General features: G+C 57.2%; 15 protein-coding genes. 13 read left to right on the top strand and 2 right to left on the bottom strand.

Annotated elements, in window-relative coordinates; genetic code table 11:
• Positions 1–10: 10 nt before the first annotated feature.
• The 13 genes from N7220_RS19825 (at position 11) to N7220_RS19885 (ending at position 14,241) form a co-directional block, all read left to right on the top strand.
• On the top strand, positions 11–2,788 hold the full coding sequence (locus N7220_RS19825; protein ID WP_283149263.1) for a FimV/HubP family polar landmark protein: 2,778 nt from the start codon (positions 11–13) through the stop codon (positions 2,786–2,788).
• A 70-nt stretch (positions 2,789–2,858) separates the two neighbouring features.
• Positions 2,859–3,440 carry a hypothetical protein gene (locus N7220_RS19830; RefSeq protein WP_283149264.1) on the top strand — a complete coding sequence of 194 codons (582 nt, stop codon included), beginning with the start codon at positions 2,859–2,861 and terminating at the stop codon, positions 3,438–3,440.
• A gap of 39 nt (positions 3,441–3,479) precedes the next feature.
• Positions 3,480–4,262, top strand: a complete 783-nt coding sequence (gene truA, locus N7220_RS19835) for a tRNA pseudouridine(38-40) synthase TruA (RefSeq protein ID WP_283149265.1) — start codon at positions 3,480–3,482, stop codon at positions 4,260–4,262.
• Between the two features lie 104 nt (positions 4,263–4,366).
• Positions 4,367–4,987: a phosphoribosylanthranilate isomerase gene (locus N7220_RS19840; RefSeq protein WP_283149266.1), complete on the top strand. Its 621-nt coding sequence runs from the start codon at positions 4,367–4,369 to the stop codon at positions 4,985–4,987.
• Complete coding sequence (gene trpB, locus N7220_RS19845) at positions 4,984–6,195, top strand: tryptophan synthase subunit beta (protein WP_283149267.1); 1,212 nt, start codon at positions 4,984–4,986, stop codon at positions 6,193–6,195. Before N7220_RS19840 ends, trpB begins: the two co-directional genes overlap by 4 nt.
• Before the next feature lie 223 nt (positions 6,196–6,418).
• Positions 6,419–7,222 carry a tryptophan synthase subunit alpha gene (trpA, locus tag N7220_RS19850; RefSeq protein WP_283149268.1) on the top strand — a complete coding sequence of 268 codons (804 nt, stop codon included), beginning with the start codon at positions 6,419–6,421 and terminating at the stop codon, positions 7,220–7,222.
• 17 nt (positions 7,223–7,239) lie between these two features.
• Positions 7,240–8,115 (top strand): acetyl-CoA carboxylase, carboxyltransferase subunit beta, encoded by an 876-nt coding sequence (gene accD / locus N7220_RS19855; protein WP_283149269.1) that lies wholly within the window; start codon positions 7,240–7,242, stop codon positions 8,113–8,115.
• Positions 8,115–9,398 (top strand): bifunctional tetrahydrofolate synthase/dihydrofolate synthase, encoded by a 1,284-nt coding sequence (gene folC / locus N7220_RS19860; RefSeq protein WP_283149270.1) that lies wholly within the window; start codon positions 8,115–8,117, stop codon positions 9,396–9,398. Before accD ends, folC begins: the two co-directional genes overlap by 1 nt.
• Positions 9,385–10,218, top strand: coding sequence for an SPOR domain-containing protein (locus tag N7220_RS19865; RefSeq protein ID WP_283149271.1), 834 nt, complete (start codon positions 9,385–9,387; stop codon positions 10,216–10,218). Before folC ends, N7220_RS19865 begins: the two co-directional genes overlap by 14 nt.
• A gap of 59 nt (positions 10,219–10,277) precedes the next feature.
• A complete protein-coding gene (locus N7220_RS19870; protein ID WP_283149272.1) occupies positions 10,278–10,769 on the top strand; it encodes a CvpA family protein in 492 nt (163 codons plus the stop codon).
• Between the two features lie 69 nt (positions 10,770–10,838).
• Complete coding sequence (gene purF, locus N7220_RS19875; RefSeq protein WP_283149273.1) at positions 10,839–12,371, top strand: amidophosphoribosyltransferase; 1,533 nt, start codon at positions 10,839–10,841, stop codon at positions 12,369–12,371.
• A 149-nt stretch (positions 12,372–12,520) separates the two neighbouring features.
• Positions 12,521–13,705 carry an O-succinylhomoserine sulfhydrylase gene (locus tag N7220_RS19880; RefSeq protein ID WP_283149274.1) on the top strand — a complete coding sequence of 395 codons (1,185 nt, stop codon included), beginning with the start codon at positions 12,521–12,523 and terminating at the stop codon, positions 13,703–13,705.
• A 206-nt stretch (positions 13,706–13,911) separates the two neighbouring features.
• Positions 13,912–14,241, top strand: a complete 330-nt coding sequence (locus N7220_RS19885; protein ID WP_283149275.1) for a DMT family transporter — start codon at positions 13,912–13,914, stop codon at positions 14,239–14,241.
• A 65-nt stretch (positions 14,242–14,306) separates the two neighbouring features.
• Here N7220_RS19885 and ppk2 read toward each other — a convergent pair whose 3' ends face one another.
• Complete coding sequence (gene ppk2 / locus N7220_RS19890) at positions 14,307–15,134, bottom strand: polyphosphate kinase 2 (RefSeq protein ID WP_283149276.1); 828 nt, start codon at positions 15,132–15,134, stop codon at positions 14,307–14,309.
• A 14-nt stretch (positions 15,135–15,148) separates the two neighbouring features.
• Entirely contained in the window at positions 15,149–16,894 is a 1,746-nt protein-coding gene (locus N7220_RS19895; protein WP_283149277.1) for a SulP family inorganic anion transporter, read from the bottom strand.
• Positions 16,895–17,113: the final 219 nt, after the last annotated feature.

Raw genomic sequence — 17,113 nt, forward strand, 5'->3', positions numbered from 1 at the left:
CAAAGCCTGCGTGCTAGCACTGATGCTGGCAGCGCCGTGGAGTGCCCAAGCGGCGGGGCTGGGACGTTTGAATGTCTTGTCCGGACTCGGACAACCGTTCCGCGGGGAAATCGATCTGGTTGCCGTGCAGCCAGAAGAGGCTGATTCGTTGGTTGTTGGCCTGGCGCCGCCTGATGCTTATGGCGCTGCGCAAGTGCCTTATCCATCGTCGTCGCTTGGTCTGCGTTTCAATATCGACAAGCGGGCCAATGGCCAGTACTTCGTGACTGTTTCTTCCAGCCAGGCCATCAGCGAGCCGGTTCTGGGGTTGCTGGTCGATCTGAACTGGGCGTCTGGTCATATCCAGCGCGAATACACGGCGCTGATTGATCCGGTCGGTTACGGCTCGGGCAACAATGCCAGCGGTACGGCGGCATCGGGTACGACTGCTAGCCACGCGCTGACAGGCGCCATTACCCCGGCTCGTCCGCAAACGGGCAGCTCAGGGACATCCCGCAAAGGTCGCAAGGTGCAACACGCACCTGCTGCGGCGGCAAGCAACGACACCAGCACCACCACGACGCCGGCAGCTTCGGCTGGCGCACAAGCCGGGGCAGATAGCTATACCGTCAAGGCTGGCGATACCTTGTCTACCATCGCTCATCAGGTTCAGCCGGATGGCGTGAGTCTTGAACAAGTATTGGTCAGCCTGTACCGCAGCAACGAAGATGCGTTCAACGGCAACATGAACCGCCTCAAGCGCGGCAAAATTCTGCAGATTCCGTCGGCTGCCAAGATGGCAGAAGTGACGCGTGGTGAAGCTTCCAAAGAAATTCATCTGCAATCGCAAAACTGGCACGCATATCGTCAGCAAGTAGCGGAAAACGCTAGCAAGACGCCAGCGGAAGATACGCAAAACCAAAGCACCAGCGGCAAGATCGGTGCCAAGGTTGAAGACAAGGGCGCAGCATCCGGCCAGCAAAGCAAGGATGTGCTCAAGCTGTCGAACGGCAGCAAGACCGGCGCTGCCGGTGCTGGTTCGAGTGAAGAAGACAAAGTTGCCCACGAAAAGGCGTTGAAAGACGCGCAAGCCCGGGTAGACAGTCTGCAAAAGAATGTCAAAGACATGAAGGGCCTGTTGGCACTGCAAGGCAAGGCGGTGGCTTCGCAAGCTTCTGCCGTTGCTGCGCCGGTCGCATCTGCCGTGGCTGCTGCATCGCAAACCGCCGCAGCGGCTGTCGCCGAAGCCAGCGCCACTGCCAGCGCTCCAGTCGCTGAGCCCGTTGCGTCGGCTGTGGCCGCCAGCAAGCCAGCGCGTCACCACGTGATGCCAGCTCCGGCGCCGGTTGCCGAACCGTCATTCTTTGATTCGCTGATGGAAAATCCGGTCCTGCCGGGTGCTGGTTTGCTGGTGTTGTTGCTGGGCGCGGGTGCGTTTGTTTATAACCGCCGCCGCAAAAAACCGGCTGCCTTTGATGACAGCATCATCACCGGTGGTGACCTCAAGCCCAACACGGTGCTGGGTCAGACTGGCGGTGCGGTCATCAGCACGCAACCGACAGAAAACTCATTCCTGACGGACTTTAGCCGCCAGGGTCTGGGCACTATCGATACCGATGAAGTGGACCCGATTGCCGAAGCTGAAGTGTATATGGCCTACGGTCGTGACGCTCAGGCTGAGGAAATCCTCAAGGATGCGTTGGCTCGCGATCCATCGCGTAACGAAATCCGCCTGAAGTTGCTGGAAATCCACGCGGCACGCAAGGACAAGACTTCGTTCGAAGAAGTGGCATCTGATCTGTACGCCAACCAGAACGGTCGCGGTCCGGTTTGGGAGCAAGCTGCCTATATCGGGCATAACCTTGATCCGGAAAATCCGCTGTACTTGCGGACCGAAGCTGCTGCACGTGCTGCTGAAGCGCATCCTACCGGCGCAAGCGGCACGGCGATCGCTGCCGGTGCGGCAGTCGCTGGCGCGGCAGTGGCAGGGCTGGCGGCAGAAGCTGCTCACCACGATCACAACCTGGACTTTGATCTGGGTCTGGATCATCCGGCCGCTACAACTCCTGTGGTTGAGCATGTAGCACCGATTGAAGTTGCCGCTCCTGCGGTCGCTCAATCCGAAGCGATGATTGATCCGCTGGCGGATCTTGATCTGGGCCTGGATATGCCGGCTGCAACGCCAGCGCCGGTTTCAGAACAAGCAGTTCCGGCTCCGGCGGTGCATGAAGACCTGGCTTCTGGGCTGGACTTTGATCTGGATTCTTTTGACGTTCCAGCAACTGCCGCTGAGCCAGAAACCCACGAAGTAACCGATGCCCTTGCCGATCTGCATTTGCCGCACGCAGACGACGATGAGTTGGTGTTCCCGCTGGATGAATCGCTAAGCGAAGAACATCTGGAAGCTTCGTTGCCAGAAATTGCGCCCGCTGATCTTGATCTGGATTTGCCAGGTTTTGAATCGACCGCAACTCCGGCCACGCATCACGCTGAACCTGCAGTCGCTGACGATCTTGGGCTGGATTTCAGCTTTGATCTGAATGACGAGTCTGGTGCAGCAGCAACGCCGACCGCATCTGGTATAGCTCCGGCACCGTCGTTTGATTCCACTTTTGGCGCTTTGCAAAGTGCGGATGAATCAACAACCGACTACGGCAGTGATGATCCGGTGCAAACCAAGATCGACCTGGCTCGCGCCTATATCGATATGGGTGACGTTGAAGGTGCTCGCGAGATTCTGCATGAGGCCGAAGCTGAAGGTAGTGCACAGCAGAAACAGGAAGTGCGTGGTCTGTTGAATGGCTTGTAATTGCAGTAAACGACGTTTGCGGGGTGTGTGAAGCTTGCATCCCGCAAACGCAATTCTCTGCTGGATATGGGTGGCGTGCTGGTTGCAGTTGTTGCAGCCCACGCCACTTGTCGTTGTAACTGCGCTACTGGTGACGGTGACTCTGTGGCAAGAGCGCGCGCGCATGCTGCGTATGTTGCGGCGAGTGCGCGTGCTGCTTGCGGCCATCATCCTGGTTTACGGCTGGTCGACGCCGGGTTTGTATGTCTGGCCGGGCTGGTTGTCGCCAACGCGTGAGGGTCTCTGGTTTGGTTTGATCCAGGGTTTGCGTCTGCTGGCGGTGTTAACCAGCCTGCAATGGTTGCTGCGGGCATTAAAACGCGATGATCTGTTTGCCGGGGTTTACCTGCTGGCCGCGCCGCTAGGTTGGCTGGGTGTGAATCGGCAGCGTTGGGCGCTGCGTCTGGCGTTGACTATGGACTATGCCGAGACCTTGCTGGCCGAGCGCCAGGACTGGCGTAGTTTGTGGCAACAACTGGCAAATCCGGCGGCCGATGAGCCAGAAAAGGCGGTAGTCGTCGATTTGCGGATTCGCGCGCTTTCACCGGTACAGACCAGTCTGATGTTCCTGCTGCTGGTCAGCATCGTGCTAACCTTACTGTTTTTGCGCTGACCCAAGTGCAGTCATCCTCATTCTTCTGACCCGAAACCCATGAAATACGCGCTTGCCATTGAATATGACGGCCGGGCCTTTTATGGCTGGCAAGTTCAGCCCGATCGGCCGACCGTACAAGCCGCGGTGGAAGCCGCCATTTCGCGCATGGCGGGCCATGCCTTGCGCGTGCACGCGGCTGGCCGTACCGATACTGGTGTGCATGCCAGTGGTCAGGTTGTGCATTTTGAGACCGAGGTCAATCGCCCGCTCACCGCTTGGGTGCGTGGCGTAAACAGCTTTTTGCCCGATGGCGTAGCAGTGCGCTGGGCACAAGAAGTGCCGGAAGAATTTCATTCGCGCTTTTCTGCCACCGGCAGGCACTACCGATATCTGCTGCTGAATCATCCGGTGCGCCCCGCGTTGTGGTCGGGCAGGGTGGGTTGGACTCATTCCGCGCTGGACATTGATGCGATGCGCCAAGCAGCGGTGTTGTTGCTAGGGACACACGATTTTTCCAGCTTCCGGGCGGCGGAATGCCAGGCCAAAACGCCGGTCAAAACCTTGCGCAGGATTGAATTGATTGAGCAGGGCACGTTGCTCGCGGTCGATTTTGAGGCTGATGCCTTTTTGCATCATATGGTGCGCAATCTGATGGGCGCGTTGTTACACATTGCCAAAGGCAACGCGCCGCCAGAATGGATTGTGACTCTGCTGGCCCAGCGCAACCGCAGCGTGGCACCGCCTACTTTTATGCCAGATGGCTTATATCTGACTGGTGTGAGTTATCCTGCACAATTCGGCCTGCCAAGCGAGCCTGATCCGCGTTATGGCTTGATCTAGCTGGATTGGCGGGGTATTGGCCTGATCTTGCTAGCACATAGAATATTTTTGTCCTTGCTGCTTTCGCAGGGATATTCATCGAGAACAATCTGGAACAGCCACTCATGAGCCTGCCTCGCATCAAGATCTGCGGTCTGCGGGATGCCGAAACAGCCAGAACGGTCGCCGCAATGGGCGCAGACGCCATAGGTCTGGTGTTCTACGCGCCCAGCCCACGCAACGTGAGTATCGAGACCGCGCAGACGGTGCTGGCGGCATTGCCGGCGTTCGTTACCAGCGTGGGACTGTTTGTAAACGCGGATGCAGAATGGCTGCGTGACCTGCTGGAAGTACTGCCGTTAGACCTGCTGCAGTTTCACGGCGATGAGTCACCGGCGTACTGTCGAAGTTTCGGGCGACCTTATATCAAAGCGGTTCGCGTAAAACCTGACACAAATTTGTTAGAATACGCCGCCCAATACCGTGACGCGCGCGGTTTGCTGGTGGATGCCTTTGTAGAAGGCACGCCCGGCGGTACTGGTGAAGCTTTTGATTGGTCATTGATTCCACAGGATTTACCGCTGCCACTGATCTTGTCCGGTGGCCTGCACCCGGACAATGTTCGGGAGGCGATTGCGGCGGTTAAACCTTGGGCAGTTGATGTTTCCAGCGGTGTGGAAAGCACCCGTGGCATAAAAGACCTGAGCAAGGTTGAACAATTTATCAAGGCGGCGAGACTCGCATGAACGACTTCCTTCGTTACCACCAGCCCGATTTGCAAGGTCACTTTGGCCAGTTTGGCGGCCTGTACGTTGCCGAAACGCTGATGCCAGCGCTCGATGAGCTGCGTATCGAATATGAAAAAGCCAAGGCTGATCCAGCCTTCATGGCCGAGTACAACTATGAGTTGGCCCACTATGTTGGCCGTCCGTCGCCGATTTATCACGCCAAGCGCTGGTCCGAAGCCTTGGGTGGCGCACAGATTTATCTGAAGCGTGAAGACCTGAATCATACCGGCGCGCACAAGGTAAACAACACCATCGGCCAGGCCTTGCTGGCTCGCCGTATGGGTAAAAAACGCGTGATTGCCGAAACCGGCGCGGGTCAGCACGGCGTGGCGACGGCCACTGTGGCGGCGCGTTACGGTCTGGAATGCGTGGTGTACATGGGCGCTGAAGACGTCAAACGCCAATCACCCAATGTGTTCCGCATGAAGTTGCTGGGCGCGACCGTAGTTGCCGTTGAGTCGGGCTCCAAAACGCTGAAAGACGCCATGAACGAGGCGATGCGTGATTGGGTGACCAACGTCGATAGCACTTATTACATTATTGGCACCTGCGCAGGCCCGCACCCGTACCCGATGCTGGTGCGTGACTTCCAGTGCGTGATTGGCGAAGAAGCCAAGGTGCAGATGGTCGACATGATTGGCCGTCAGCCCGATTACGTGGTGGCATGTGTCGGCGGTGGCTCCAACGCCATTGGTATCTTCCATCCGTATATCGAAGTGCCTGGCGTGCGGCTGATTGGCGTTGAAGCCGGTGGTGATGGCGTCGAAACCGGTCGTCATGCTGCGCCGCTGACCGCCAACGTCGGCACTGGCGTGCTGCACGGCAATCGCATGTATCTGATGCAGGATGAAAACGGTCAGGTTGCCGACACGCATTCGATCTCCGCTGGTCTGGATTATCCAGGCGTGGGCCCGGAACATTGCTACCTGAAAGACATTCACCGCGCCGAGTATGTGGCGGCGAACGACAACGAAGCGATTGCAGCATTTCACGATCTGAGTCGTTTTGAAGGTATCATCCCGGCGCTGGAATCCAGTCACGCTCTGGCGCATGCCAAAAAGCTCGCTCCGACGCTGCCGAAAGACCAGGTCATTCTGGTGAATCTGTCTGGTCGTGGCGACAAGGATATTCCGACCATGGCCCGTATGGCCGGTATCGAACTCTAGAGCGACTGACAAAACCCTGCTGGCTGCGTTGTGCTCGCTTGCCGTACTATTTTGTACTGTCTGCGCGTCGCACGCCTTGTGCCCGTATGGGTACACCGCTTCGCTGGGTTTTGTCACCCACTCTTTTGTAGAGAGTTAGATAGAAGAACGTGACGACATGCGGCGTTGGCTTTCATCGGCCAATGCCGCACAATCCTTCCAAATTACGAACGCATACGAGAATATGTCCCGAATCCAGACCACCTTTGGCGCGCTGAAACAACAAAATCGCCAGGCATTGATCCCGTTTATTACTGCTGGCGATCCTCGCCCTGGTATTACCGTTGAGCTGATGCACGCGCTGGTGAAGGGCGGGGCAGATGTGATTGAACTGGGCGTGCCGTTTTCCGACCCAATGGCCGACGGCCCGGTGATCCAGCGTGCCAGTGAACGTGCCCTGGCGCACAAAGTCAGCCTGCGTAACGTGCTGGAAATGGTGCTTGAGTTCCGCCAAACCAACAATCAGACCCCAGTGGTGCTGATGGGTTATGCCAACCCGGTTGAACACTGGGGTTATGAGTCTTTTGCCAAGGCAGCTCATGCTGCAGGCGTGGATGGCGTACTGACGGTAGATATGCCGCCAGAAGAAGCCGAAGACCTGGCGCGCATCTTCAAAGCCAATGATATTGATCCGATTTTTCTGCTGGCGCCAACCACGCCGGTATCGCGCATTCAGGCGGTAGAGCGGTTGGCCAGCGGTTATGCCTATTATGTTTCGCTCAAGGGGGTGACCGGTGCGTCCAACCTTGATGTTGCCAATGTGGCCGAACGTCTCGCTGTAATCAAACAGCATCTGAGCGTACCGGTCGGCGTGGGCTTTGGTATCCGTGATGCCCAAACCGCCCGCAGTGTTGCGCAGATTGCCGACGCCGTGGTGATTGGTTCGCGTCTGGTGCAGGAAGTGGAAGCGGGTGAGGAAGGTCTGGCTGAGCGCCTGACCACATTCCTTGCCGGTATTCGTTCTGCCATTGATACCGCTCGCGCCTGAGTAAGGAGTACCAAGTAATGAGTTGGCTGCAAAAACTGCTTCCGCCCAAGATCAACAAACCGCGTGAGCCGGGCAAATCGGCCGTGCCGGAAGGCCTGTGGCACAAGTGCTCGGCCTGTGGTGCCGTGCTGTACCGCACTGATCTGGAAAAAAACCTCGATGTTTGCCCCAAGTGCAACTACCACAATCCGGTGTCGGCCCGTCGCCGTCTGGATTTGCTGCTGGATGCAGAAGGGCGCTTTGAGATTGGCGCAGAAGTACAGCCAGTCGATCCGCTCAAGTTCAAAGCCATCAAGCGTTATGGCGACCAACTGGTTGCTGCGCATGAAGCCACTGGCGAAGACGACGCAATGGTCGTGATGCAGGGTTCCATCCTGACCGTGCCACTGGTTGTGGCCGCATTTGAATACAAGTTCATCGGCGGTTCGATGGGCTCGGTAGTCGGCGAGCGCTTTGTTCGCGGTGCCAAAACGGCGCTGGAAAACAAACTGCCGTTTGTGTGCGTCTCCGCTTCGGGCGGCGCGCGGATGCAGGAAGGTCTGAATTCACTGATGCAGATGGCCAAAACCAGCGCCATTCTGACTCGCCTGTCCGATGAAGGTCTGCCGTTTATTTCGTTGCTGACCGACCCGACCATGGGTGGCGTTTCGGCTTCGTTTGCCTTCCTGGGCGATGCCGTACTGGCTGAACCAGGTGCACTGATCGGTTTTGCCGGCCCGCGCGTGATCGAACAAACCGTGCGCGAAACCCTGCCGGAAGGCTTCCAGCGTTCCGAGTTCCTGCTGCAAAAGGGCGCGATTGACATGATCGTGGACCGCCGTGAACTGCGCCAGAAGATCGCCTCGCTGGTTACTTTGTTCTCCAGACAACCTGCCGTGACACAAGCCAGTTAATGCCGCTTTTCAATGCCGAAACCCTGGCCGAATGGCTGCAGCACCTTGAGGGGCTGCACCCTTCGGCCATTGACATGGGCCTCACCCGCGTTGCCACGGTGCGCGATGCGATGGGCTTGAAGCCTACCTTCCCCGTATTGACGGTTGCCGGTACCAACGGCAAAGGCTCGGTCTGCGCCATGCTTTCGAGCATGTTGCGGGCGTCGGGCTACAAGGTGGGCACGTACACCTCGCCGCATCTGCTGGATTACAACGAGCGCGTGCGCATCAATATGCAGCCCGCTGCGGATGTTGATCTGGTTGAGAGTTTTCGCGCCATTGAACAAGCACGTGGCGACGTTACGCTGACCTATTTCGAGTTCGGCACACTCGCCGCCATGCGCCAGTTTATTGACGCTGGCGTTGACGTGGCGGTCATGGAAGTCGGGTTGGGCGGGCGGCTGGATGCGGTCAATGTGTTTGATCCCGATGTCGCCGGCGTTGTCAGCATTGATCTGGATCACCAGTCTTATCTGGGCGATACCCGCGAGGCTATCGGCGCTGAAAAAGCCGGTATCTTCCGCGCTGGCAAGCCTGCGCTGTGTGCGGACCCAAATCCACCGCAATCATTGCTGGATGTGGCAGAAAAGGTCGGCGCGCCATTGCAACTGGTTGGTCGTGACTTCGGCTTCATGAAAGAGGGCGAAGGTAATCAGTGGATGTTCTGGGGTAAGCATGGCAAACATCATGCCTTGCCGATCCCGGCGCTGCGCGGTTCTTATCAGATGGGTAATGCCACCTTGGCGATTGCCATGCTCGACGAGATTCGCCCGCTGCTACCCGTGGGCATCAGTGATATCAAACGTGGTTTGCTGGAAGTTGAATGGCCTGCGCGCTGCCAGGTTTTGCCGGGCCGCCCGCAAACTGTGCTGGACGTGGCACACAACCCGCACGCCGCCCGCGCCTTGCGCCTGGCGCTGGATCAAATGGGCTATGCCGCCAAAACCCACGCCGTGTTTGGCGCCATGTCGGACAAGGATATTGCCGGTGTGGTGAGCGCACTGGCCGACCGCATTGATCACTGGTATCTGGCCTCTCCGCAGTTGCCGCGCGCGGCCAGCGTAGAGCAATTGCAGGCCGCTATTGAGAGCGTTGCCCCTCAAGCACATACCTCGGGATTCACATTGGTGAAAGACGCATGGAATGCGGCCTGTGAGCAGGCCAGTGATAATGATAGAATCCTTGTCTTTGGATCCTTCTACACCGTCGCGGAAGTGATGGCTGCACAGCATGGCTCGAGATAACGCTCCCGACGAACTACAACATTTGCGCAAACGTGCCCGCCGTCGTCTGGTCGGTGCGGTTGCTCTGGTCCTGTTTTCCCTCACCGTTCTGTGGACGGTGCTGGACTCTCAACCTCCGGCGAATCTGGCGGCACAACATCCGGTCGAGATCATTGCCAGCGCGCCTAGCTCCGGCAATGCCTCCGATGTGATGGTGGTGCCTGCAATGTCGGCATCCGTGGCGGCAGCCAACCAGCCAGACGGGCTAACCCCGCCAGCGCCGGTCGCCGCAACTCTGGCGCCTGTCGTTGCTGCGGCCAACACCAAGCCCAGCGAGACTGGCCAGACCACGCATGCGCCCGACGCGCTGCCAGGCAAGCTCTCTCGCGTGCAGGGCGATGATGCAGCGGTTGCTCCGCCTAAAACACACACTCCGACGCCAACGCCAGCCAAACTGGCGACTGCAAAGCCCAAGCCAACTGCTGCGCCAGAAAACAAGTCCGCGGATAAACCAGCACCCAAGGCCAGGGAAGTTGATCCGGAAAGCATTTTGAATGGCACTGACGGTGGCTCCACCGCACCGGTTACAACCAAGACTGATGCGGCTCCGGCAACCGGGCATCATTACGTACAGCTTGGCGCGTACGGTAACGCTGACAAAGCCAAAGAAGTTGTCGGCAAGCTAAAAGCAGCCGGGCTGCCCGCATTCTCCGAAAAAATCACCACCAGTACTGGCACGCTGACTCGCGTACGCGTCGGCCCGGTCTTGGCAAGCGAAGCGTTTAACGTCTCCAAAAAATTGAGCGGCATGGGTTACCAGGGCCAGGTGGTCAGTAAATAAACGATGCGGGCATTCACCTACCTCTCGCGCGCCAACCGATTGATGACGGAACAGCAATCGTGACCGGGTTCGATTACATCGTTCTCGGCATTCTTGGCTTATCCATTCTGCTTTCCGTCATGCGCGGCCTGGTTCAGGAGGTCATGGCGCTGGCCGGTTGGGCCGTGTCAGCCTGGCTGGCCTTTCATTATTCAACTTTGGCCGCACCTTATATGCCAGCAGCCATTCCCAGCCCGGAATTGCGTTACCTTGCGGCATTGGTGCTGGTGTTTTTTGCTTCCTGGATTGTTTGCTCGCTATTGCGGTTGACGCTGGCCCAGTTCCTGAAAGTGAGTGGCTTGCGCCCGCTGGATCGACTACTTGGCGCCGGCTTTGGGCTGGTGCGCGGTTTTTTGTTTGCATTGATGCTGGTGTTGATCGCCGGGCTGACCAGCCTGCCGAAAAGCCCGTTGTGGCGCAATGCAATGTTCAGCCCGCTGTTTGAGCAGGCTGCAGTAATGGCGCTGCCCTGGTTACCCCAGGATCTCGCCGGACATATTCATTACGACTAAGGCTCCCCTCTATAGAGAGCATGGTCGGTTTTCGCTGATCTGGTTTTGCACGTTTCGAGAGGCAATAGCATGTGTGGCATTCTGGGCATAGTCGCCAAAACTCCGGTAAACCAGTTGTTGTACGACGGTTTGCTGGTTCTGCAGCATCGTGGCCAGGACGCAGCGGGGATTGTTACCGCTGAGGACCAGCGTCTGCACATGCACAAAGGTCAGGGGCTGGTGCGCGACGTATTTCGCACCCGCAACATGCGTTCGCTGTGGGGCAACGTCGGCATTGGCCACGTGCGCTACCCAACAGCGGGTTCTGCCTCCAGCCTGGCTGAATCGCAACCGTTTTACGTCAATAGCCCGTTCGGGATCGTGTTGGCCCACAACGGCAACCTGACCAACGACGCCCAACTGAAAGACGAGATGTACCGCACCGATTTGCGGCACATCAACACCAATTCGGACTCCGAAGCGCTGCTGAACGTGTTCGCCCACGAATTGCAGAATCGCACCAAGGGTTTCGAGCTGGATGCCGATACCATTTTTGATGCGGTAGCCGCTGTTCACAAACGCGTGAAGGGCGCATATGCCGTAGTGGCGATCATCGCCGGTTACGGCATTGTCGCTTTCCGCGATCCACATGGCATTCGCCCACTGACGCTGGGTACGCACGAAACTCCCGCAGGGACTGAGTATCTGGTCGCATCCGAATCAGTAGCGCTGGACACCCTGGGCTTCAAGCGTGAGCGCGATATTGATCCGGGCGAGGCCATCTACATTACCTTTGGCGGCGAGATGTTCAACCGCCAATGCCACCCGAAGCCCAATCTGGTGCCGTGTATTTTTGAACACGTTTACTTTGCCCGTCCAGACACCATCATCGATGGTATTTCGGTGTACGAAGCGCGTCTGAAAATGGGTGAATACCTGGCGCGCAAGATCGAGCGGGTGATTCCGGAGCTGGATATCGATGTGGTGATTCCGATCCCGGATACCAGCCGTGCTTCGGCGCTGCAATTGGCTATCAAGCTGAACTTGCCGTACCGCGAAGGCTTTATCAAAAATCGCTATATTGGCCGTACGTTTATCATGCCAGGCCAGGCGTCGCGCAAGAAGTCGGTCCGCCAGAAGCTCAACCCAATTGGCGTCGAATTTGCTGGCCGTAGCGTATTACTGGTAGATGACTCCATCGTGCGTGGCACAACCTCCAAGGAGATTGTGCAAATGGCGCGTGAAGCGGGTGCCCGCAAGGTTTACCTGGCTTCTGCTGCGCCTCCTGTACGTTTCCCGCACGTCTATGGCATTGATATGCCGACACGTGCCGAGCTGATTGCCACCGGCCGCACCGATGCACAAATTGCCGAGGAAGTCGGCGCAGATGCGGTTATCTATCAAGACCTCACCGACCTGATCTCTGCTTGCCGTGAAGCCAGCGGCGGTAAAATCCAGGAGTTCGAGACTTCCTGTTTTGACGGCAAGTACATCACCGGCGACATCACCGATGATTACCTGGATCAACTGGAAGCCAAGCGTTTGTCGCCGCTGTCCAACAAGTCCAGCGACGGCATGCTGCTGGATATGAACATCGGTGTAGCAGAACAAAATCTGATCTGAACCGGGCGCGAATAAACCCGGCAAAATGTCAGGCGAATAGTTAGATGAGTTAGTTACATACACAAAGGGGGAGCTTCAGGCGCCCCTTTTGTGTCAGTACCTTCGGTTAAGCACACGGCGCGCAAGCCGACAAAGCATAAGGACCAGATATGGCAGATCTCGATTACAGCAATTTGCACCCGGATACGCTGGCAGTGCGGGCTGGCACTCATCGCACAGAATTCGGCGAGCATTCGGACGCCATGTTTCTGACCTCCAGCTTTGTGGTTGAGACGGCCGAAGAAGCCCAACTCAAGTTCACCGGGCAAGTGCCGGGGTTTATCTATTCCCGCTTTACCAATCCGACCGTGAGCGCGTTTGAAGAGCGTCTGGCTGCCATGGAAGGAGCCGAGCGCGCAGTGGCAACGGCATCGGGCATGAGTGCGATTCTGTCGCTGTGCATGGCGCACCTGAAGTCAGGCGATCATATTCTGGCTTCGAGCGTGTTGTTTGGCTCAACCATGCAGTTGTTCAACAACTATCTGGCCAAGTTTGGCGTTGAAGTCACCTATGCCTCGCCGGTTGATCTGGCCGAATGGCATGCCGGTGTGCGGCCCAATACCCGCATGTTTTTCCTGGAAACCCCATCCAATCCGTTGATCGACGTGGCGGATATTCGGGCCATTGCCGACGTTGCTCACGCGAATAATGCGCTGTTGGTGGTGGATAACTGTTTCTGCTCGCCTGCGTTGCAACAACCGCTCAAACTCGGCGCCGATATCGTGGTGCATTCAGCCACCAAATATATTGATGGCCAAGGTCGCGTGCTGGGTGGTGCGGTGGTAGGTAGCAGTGCGCTGATCGAACCGGTTTATCTGTTCCTGCGCACGGCCGGGCCGACTTTGTCGCCATTCAATGCCTGGGTGTTGCTCAAGGGTCTGGAAACACTTTCGCTGCGGATGAAAGCACACTCGGAAAACGCCATCAAACTGGCCCGCTGGCTGGAAACCCATCCAGAGGTTGAGCACGTGTATTACTCCGGGTTGAAATCACACCCGCAGCACGAACTGGCCAATCGCCAGCAATCCGGCCATGGCGGCGTGGTGTCTTTTGATGTGAAGGGTGGCAAGGATGCCGCGTGGCGCATTATCGACCGCGTGCAACTGATGTCCCGCACTGCCAATCTGGGTGATGTGCGCACCACCATTAGTCATCCAGCCACGACCTCGCACGGTCGCTTGACCCAGGAAGCGCGTAATCGTGCCGGGATTGGCGACGGCTTGATCCGCATCTCGGTGGGTCTGGAACACATTGGTGATTTGATAGCCGATCTGGAGCGCGGTTTCTCGGCGTGATTACGCGGCGGGTTGCTCTGGACGCGTAAATATTTGCCCGTTGCAACACTGGCTCGCCCCTTAATTGGGCGGCATAATTGATGCTCTACATCAAACAAAATAAACAAACCCGCCACAATGGCGGGTTTGTTTTTCTACAGGCTGCAAGGACGACCTTGCAGTGTCATCGCATTGGGGACGGCCTCGCTTTTTTTATGGAGGTTGTCATGTCCCCGAATGTTCTCGCCTGGGTTGCCCTGTTTATTGCCGGTTTGCTTGAGGTCGGCTGGGCGCTGGCCCTCAAGGCCTCACACGGTTTTTCCAGACCGCTGCCGACCGCCACTTTCATCGTATTGATTTTTGGCAGCATGGGTTTGCTGGCTTATGCCATCCGCACGCTGCCGCTGGGCACAGCCTATGCCATCTGGACTGGCATTGGCGTGCTGGGGTCAGTTGCGTGCGGGATCTTGTTCTGGGGCGAGGGATTGTCGTTACTGCGACTGGCATCCGTGGCCATGCTGGTGCTCGGCATGGCAGGGTTGAAGCTCACCAGTTAACCCGCGGTGGCGATGGGGCATTGGCGGGCCGGACATTGCCCGCCAATTCGGCCAATTTACCAAGTCTAATAGCGCTCTTCAATTTTCCGGTACGGATACTCAGGCTGCACGTAATCCCCAGCTTTCTGGCGTTTGGGCAGGCTGATTTTCTGCTCCGGGACTTTCTCGTACGGAATGTGCCGCAGAATATGGCTGATCACATTCAGCCGGGTTGTCTTTTTGTCATCTGACTGTATGACATACCAAGGCGCCCAGGCCGTATCGCTGCTTTTGATCATGTCATCGCGGGCGCGCGAGTAGTCGTACCAATGGCTATACGACGCCACATCCATCGGCGAGAGCTTCCAGGTTTTGCGCCCGTCAGTGATCCGGTCTTCCAGGCGCCGGGTTTGCTCATCCATGCTCACGTCCAGCCAGTATTTCAGCAAGATAATGCCGGAAGCGACGACGGCTTTTTCCAGAATCGGAATTGAGGCGAGAAACTCTTTGGTTTGCTCTGGCGTGCAAAAGCCCATCACGCGCTCGACGCCAGCGCGGTTGTACCAGCTGCGATCAAAGATCACCACTTCGCCTGCTGCGGGAAGATGGCTGACGTAACGCTGCATATACATCTGGCTTTTTTCACGCTCGGTTGGCGCGGGCAGGGCAACGACCCGAAAAACGCGTGGACTGACCCGTTCGGTGAGCGCCTTGATGACACCGCCTTTACCTGCACCGTCGCGACCTTCAAACAAAATGCAGACCTTCAGGCCTTTCTGTTTCACCCATTCCTGCAGATGCACCATTTCTACGTGCAAATCAAACAAGTGCTTTTCGTATTCCTTGTTGCCGAGTTTTTCACGTACTTGCGGGGCGGCGGAGAGTGCTGGCTCTTCGCGTTTCTTCTTTGACATGATGACCTCACGGATCAGGGTTGGACTGACACTGCATCGGGCGGACTATCGGGAAAAACCTCGCGCCAGGCTTGTAGCGCCGCCCGCCGATTGCTGAACAGTTTGTGGCGCAAATCGCCTTTCAGTTTGAACTTATGGGTTTGTAGCCACTGTTCCATCATATGCTGGCGGCCGCAAAAGGCCAGGTTAATGCCTTGTTCTTCCAGCGCATCGTTCAGCTCCATAATGGTAATTGCCCCGGTCAGATCGACCATGCTGATCGGGTGAGCATCAATCAATACCCAACGCACTGGTTCGCTGGCGTTCTGCACCAGTTGCTCAACGCATTGCCGAAAGTAGCTGGCGTTGAAAAATATCAGCGGCGCTTCAAAGCGGAACACCAGCAAGCCTGGCACCGGGCGTGCTTTCGGGTAATACAAATTACTGTGAAAGTCGCCATCGTCAGCCAGTGCCATCGGGTAGCTGGTCGGGCGTGCCACTTGTCCCAGAAACCGCAGCAACGCAATCATGATTGCAAACAGAATGCCCGGCATGATGCCCAGAATCAGCACCGCGGCAAACGTGCCCGCCGCGATGGCGCATTCGGCACGACTCACCCGATAAAGCGTGAGATACGCTTTGAAATCCATCAAGCCGAGTGAACTGAAAATCAGGATCAGTGCGAGTGCCGCAGTCGGCAGTGCCGCCAGTGGCACCGACAGCAACAGCAAGGCCAGCAAAATTGCGAACGCCGCAAAGATTTGCGCCATGCGAGTGCGGCTGCCGGAGGCGTCATTGACTGCAGTGCGCGAATCCGCCCCGGTAACAGCGAAGCCTTGCGACAGCGCGGACACAATATCGACGATGCCCAGCGCAACAAATTCCTGATTGCCATCGATCTGATAGCCGTTTTTTGCTGCAAAGCTGCGAGCCGTGAGCATGCCACTACTGAAGCTGACGAAGGCCAGCAAAGCCGCCGAAGGCAGAATTGAACCCCAGTCTTCATGCGGCAGCGCTGGCCAGTGCAGGCGCGGCACTGAAGATGGAATATCACCCACCGTCACTACATGGCGCGCATCCAGATCGAATAAAAACGATGCAGCGATGGCCACTGCCGCGACCACCAATGCCACCGGGCCATTGGGCCGCAGCCGCTTCAGGACGATATACAGCAGGAACAAAGCCAGTGAAAGCCATAGCGTGGGCAAATGGGGATGGGCCAGTTGGGGCACCAGCGAGATTATCTGTCCGACTACATCCTTGCTGGCGACACTCACGCCCCAGACCTTGCCCAACTGCCCGACGATGATGCTGACAGCTACGCCGTTCAACAGACCGGTCAGAATAGGGCGTGACAACAAGTCCGCCAGGAACCCAAGGCGCAGCCGCCCCGCCAGCAGGCAAAACAAGCCCGTAAACAAGGTCAGGGAAATGGCCAAAGCGTGATAACGCTCAGGATCACCTTGCGCCAGTGGCCCCAAGGCTGCGGCGATCACTGCACAGGTGGCCGCATCCGGCCCGACAATCAGTTGGCGGGAAGACCCGAAAAAAGCGTAGGCAATCATCGGCAGGATGGCGCTGTACAACCCGACCACCGGGCTGAACCCGGCCAATTGCGCATAGGCAATACAAACCGGCAGCGCAACGGTGGCGACCGATACGCCTGCAATCAGGTCAGGCCGAAGGTCTGCCCGCGAGTAATGTCTGATATCCGGTAAACCGGGTATCCAGTGAGCCAGGCGGGCCCGCATCAGCGGCAACGAACGCGAAAAATTGAGCATCTATTCTTTGAATGTTTTGACCGCTGTTAGCCAGTCCTGGCGGGAATCAGGCTGGTTTTTCTGTATTCATTATTGCAGGCCAGATCAAATATGAAAGAAATGCGTTTGGAATACTGAAAAAAGAACAGAACGGCGGGTGGCTACCTGATTTGATGACGCAAGGATGAATTGTGTAGTTCATGTTGATAGACTACATATGCATGGCAAATAGTCATGTCG

Source organism: Silvimonas soli (assembly GCF_030035605.1).
GTDB classification, from domain to species: Bacteria; Pseudomonadota; Gammaproteobacteria; order Burkholderiales; family Chitinibacteraceae; genus Silvimonas; species Silvimonas soli.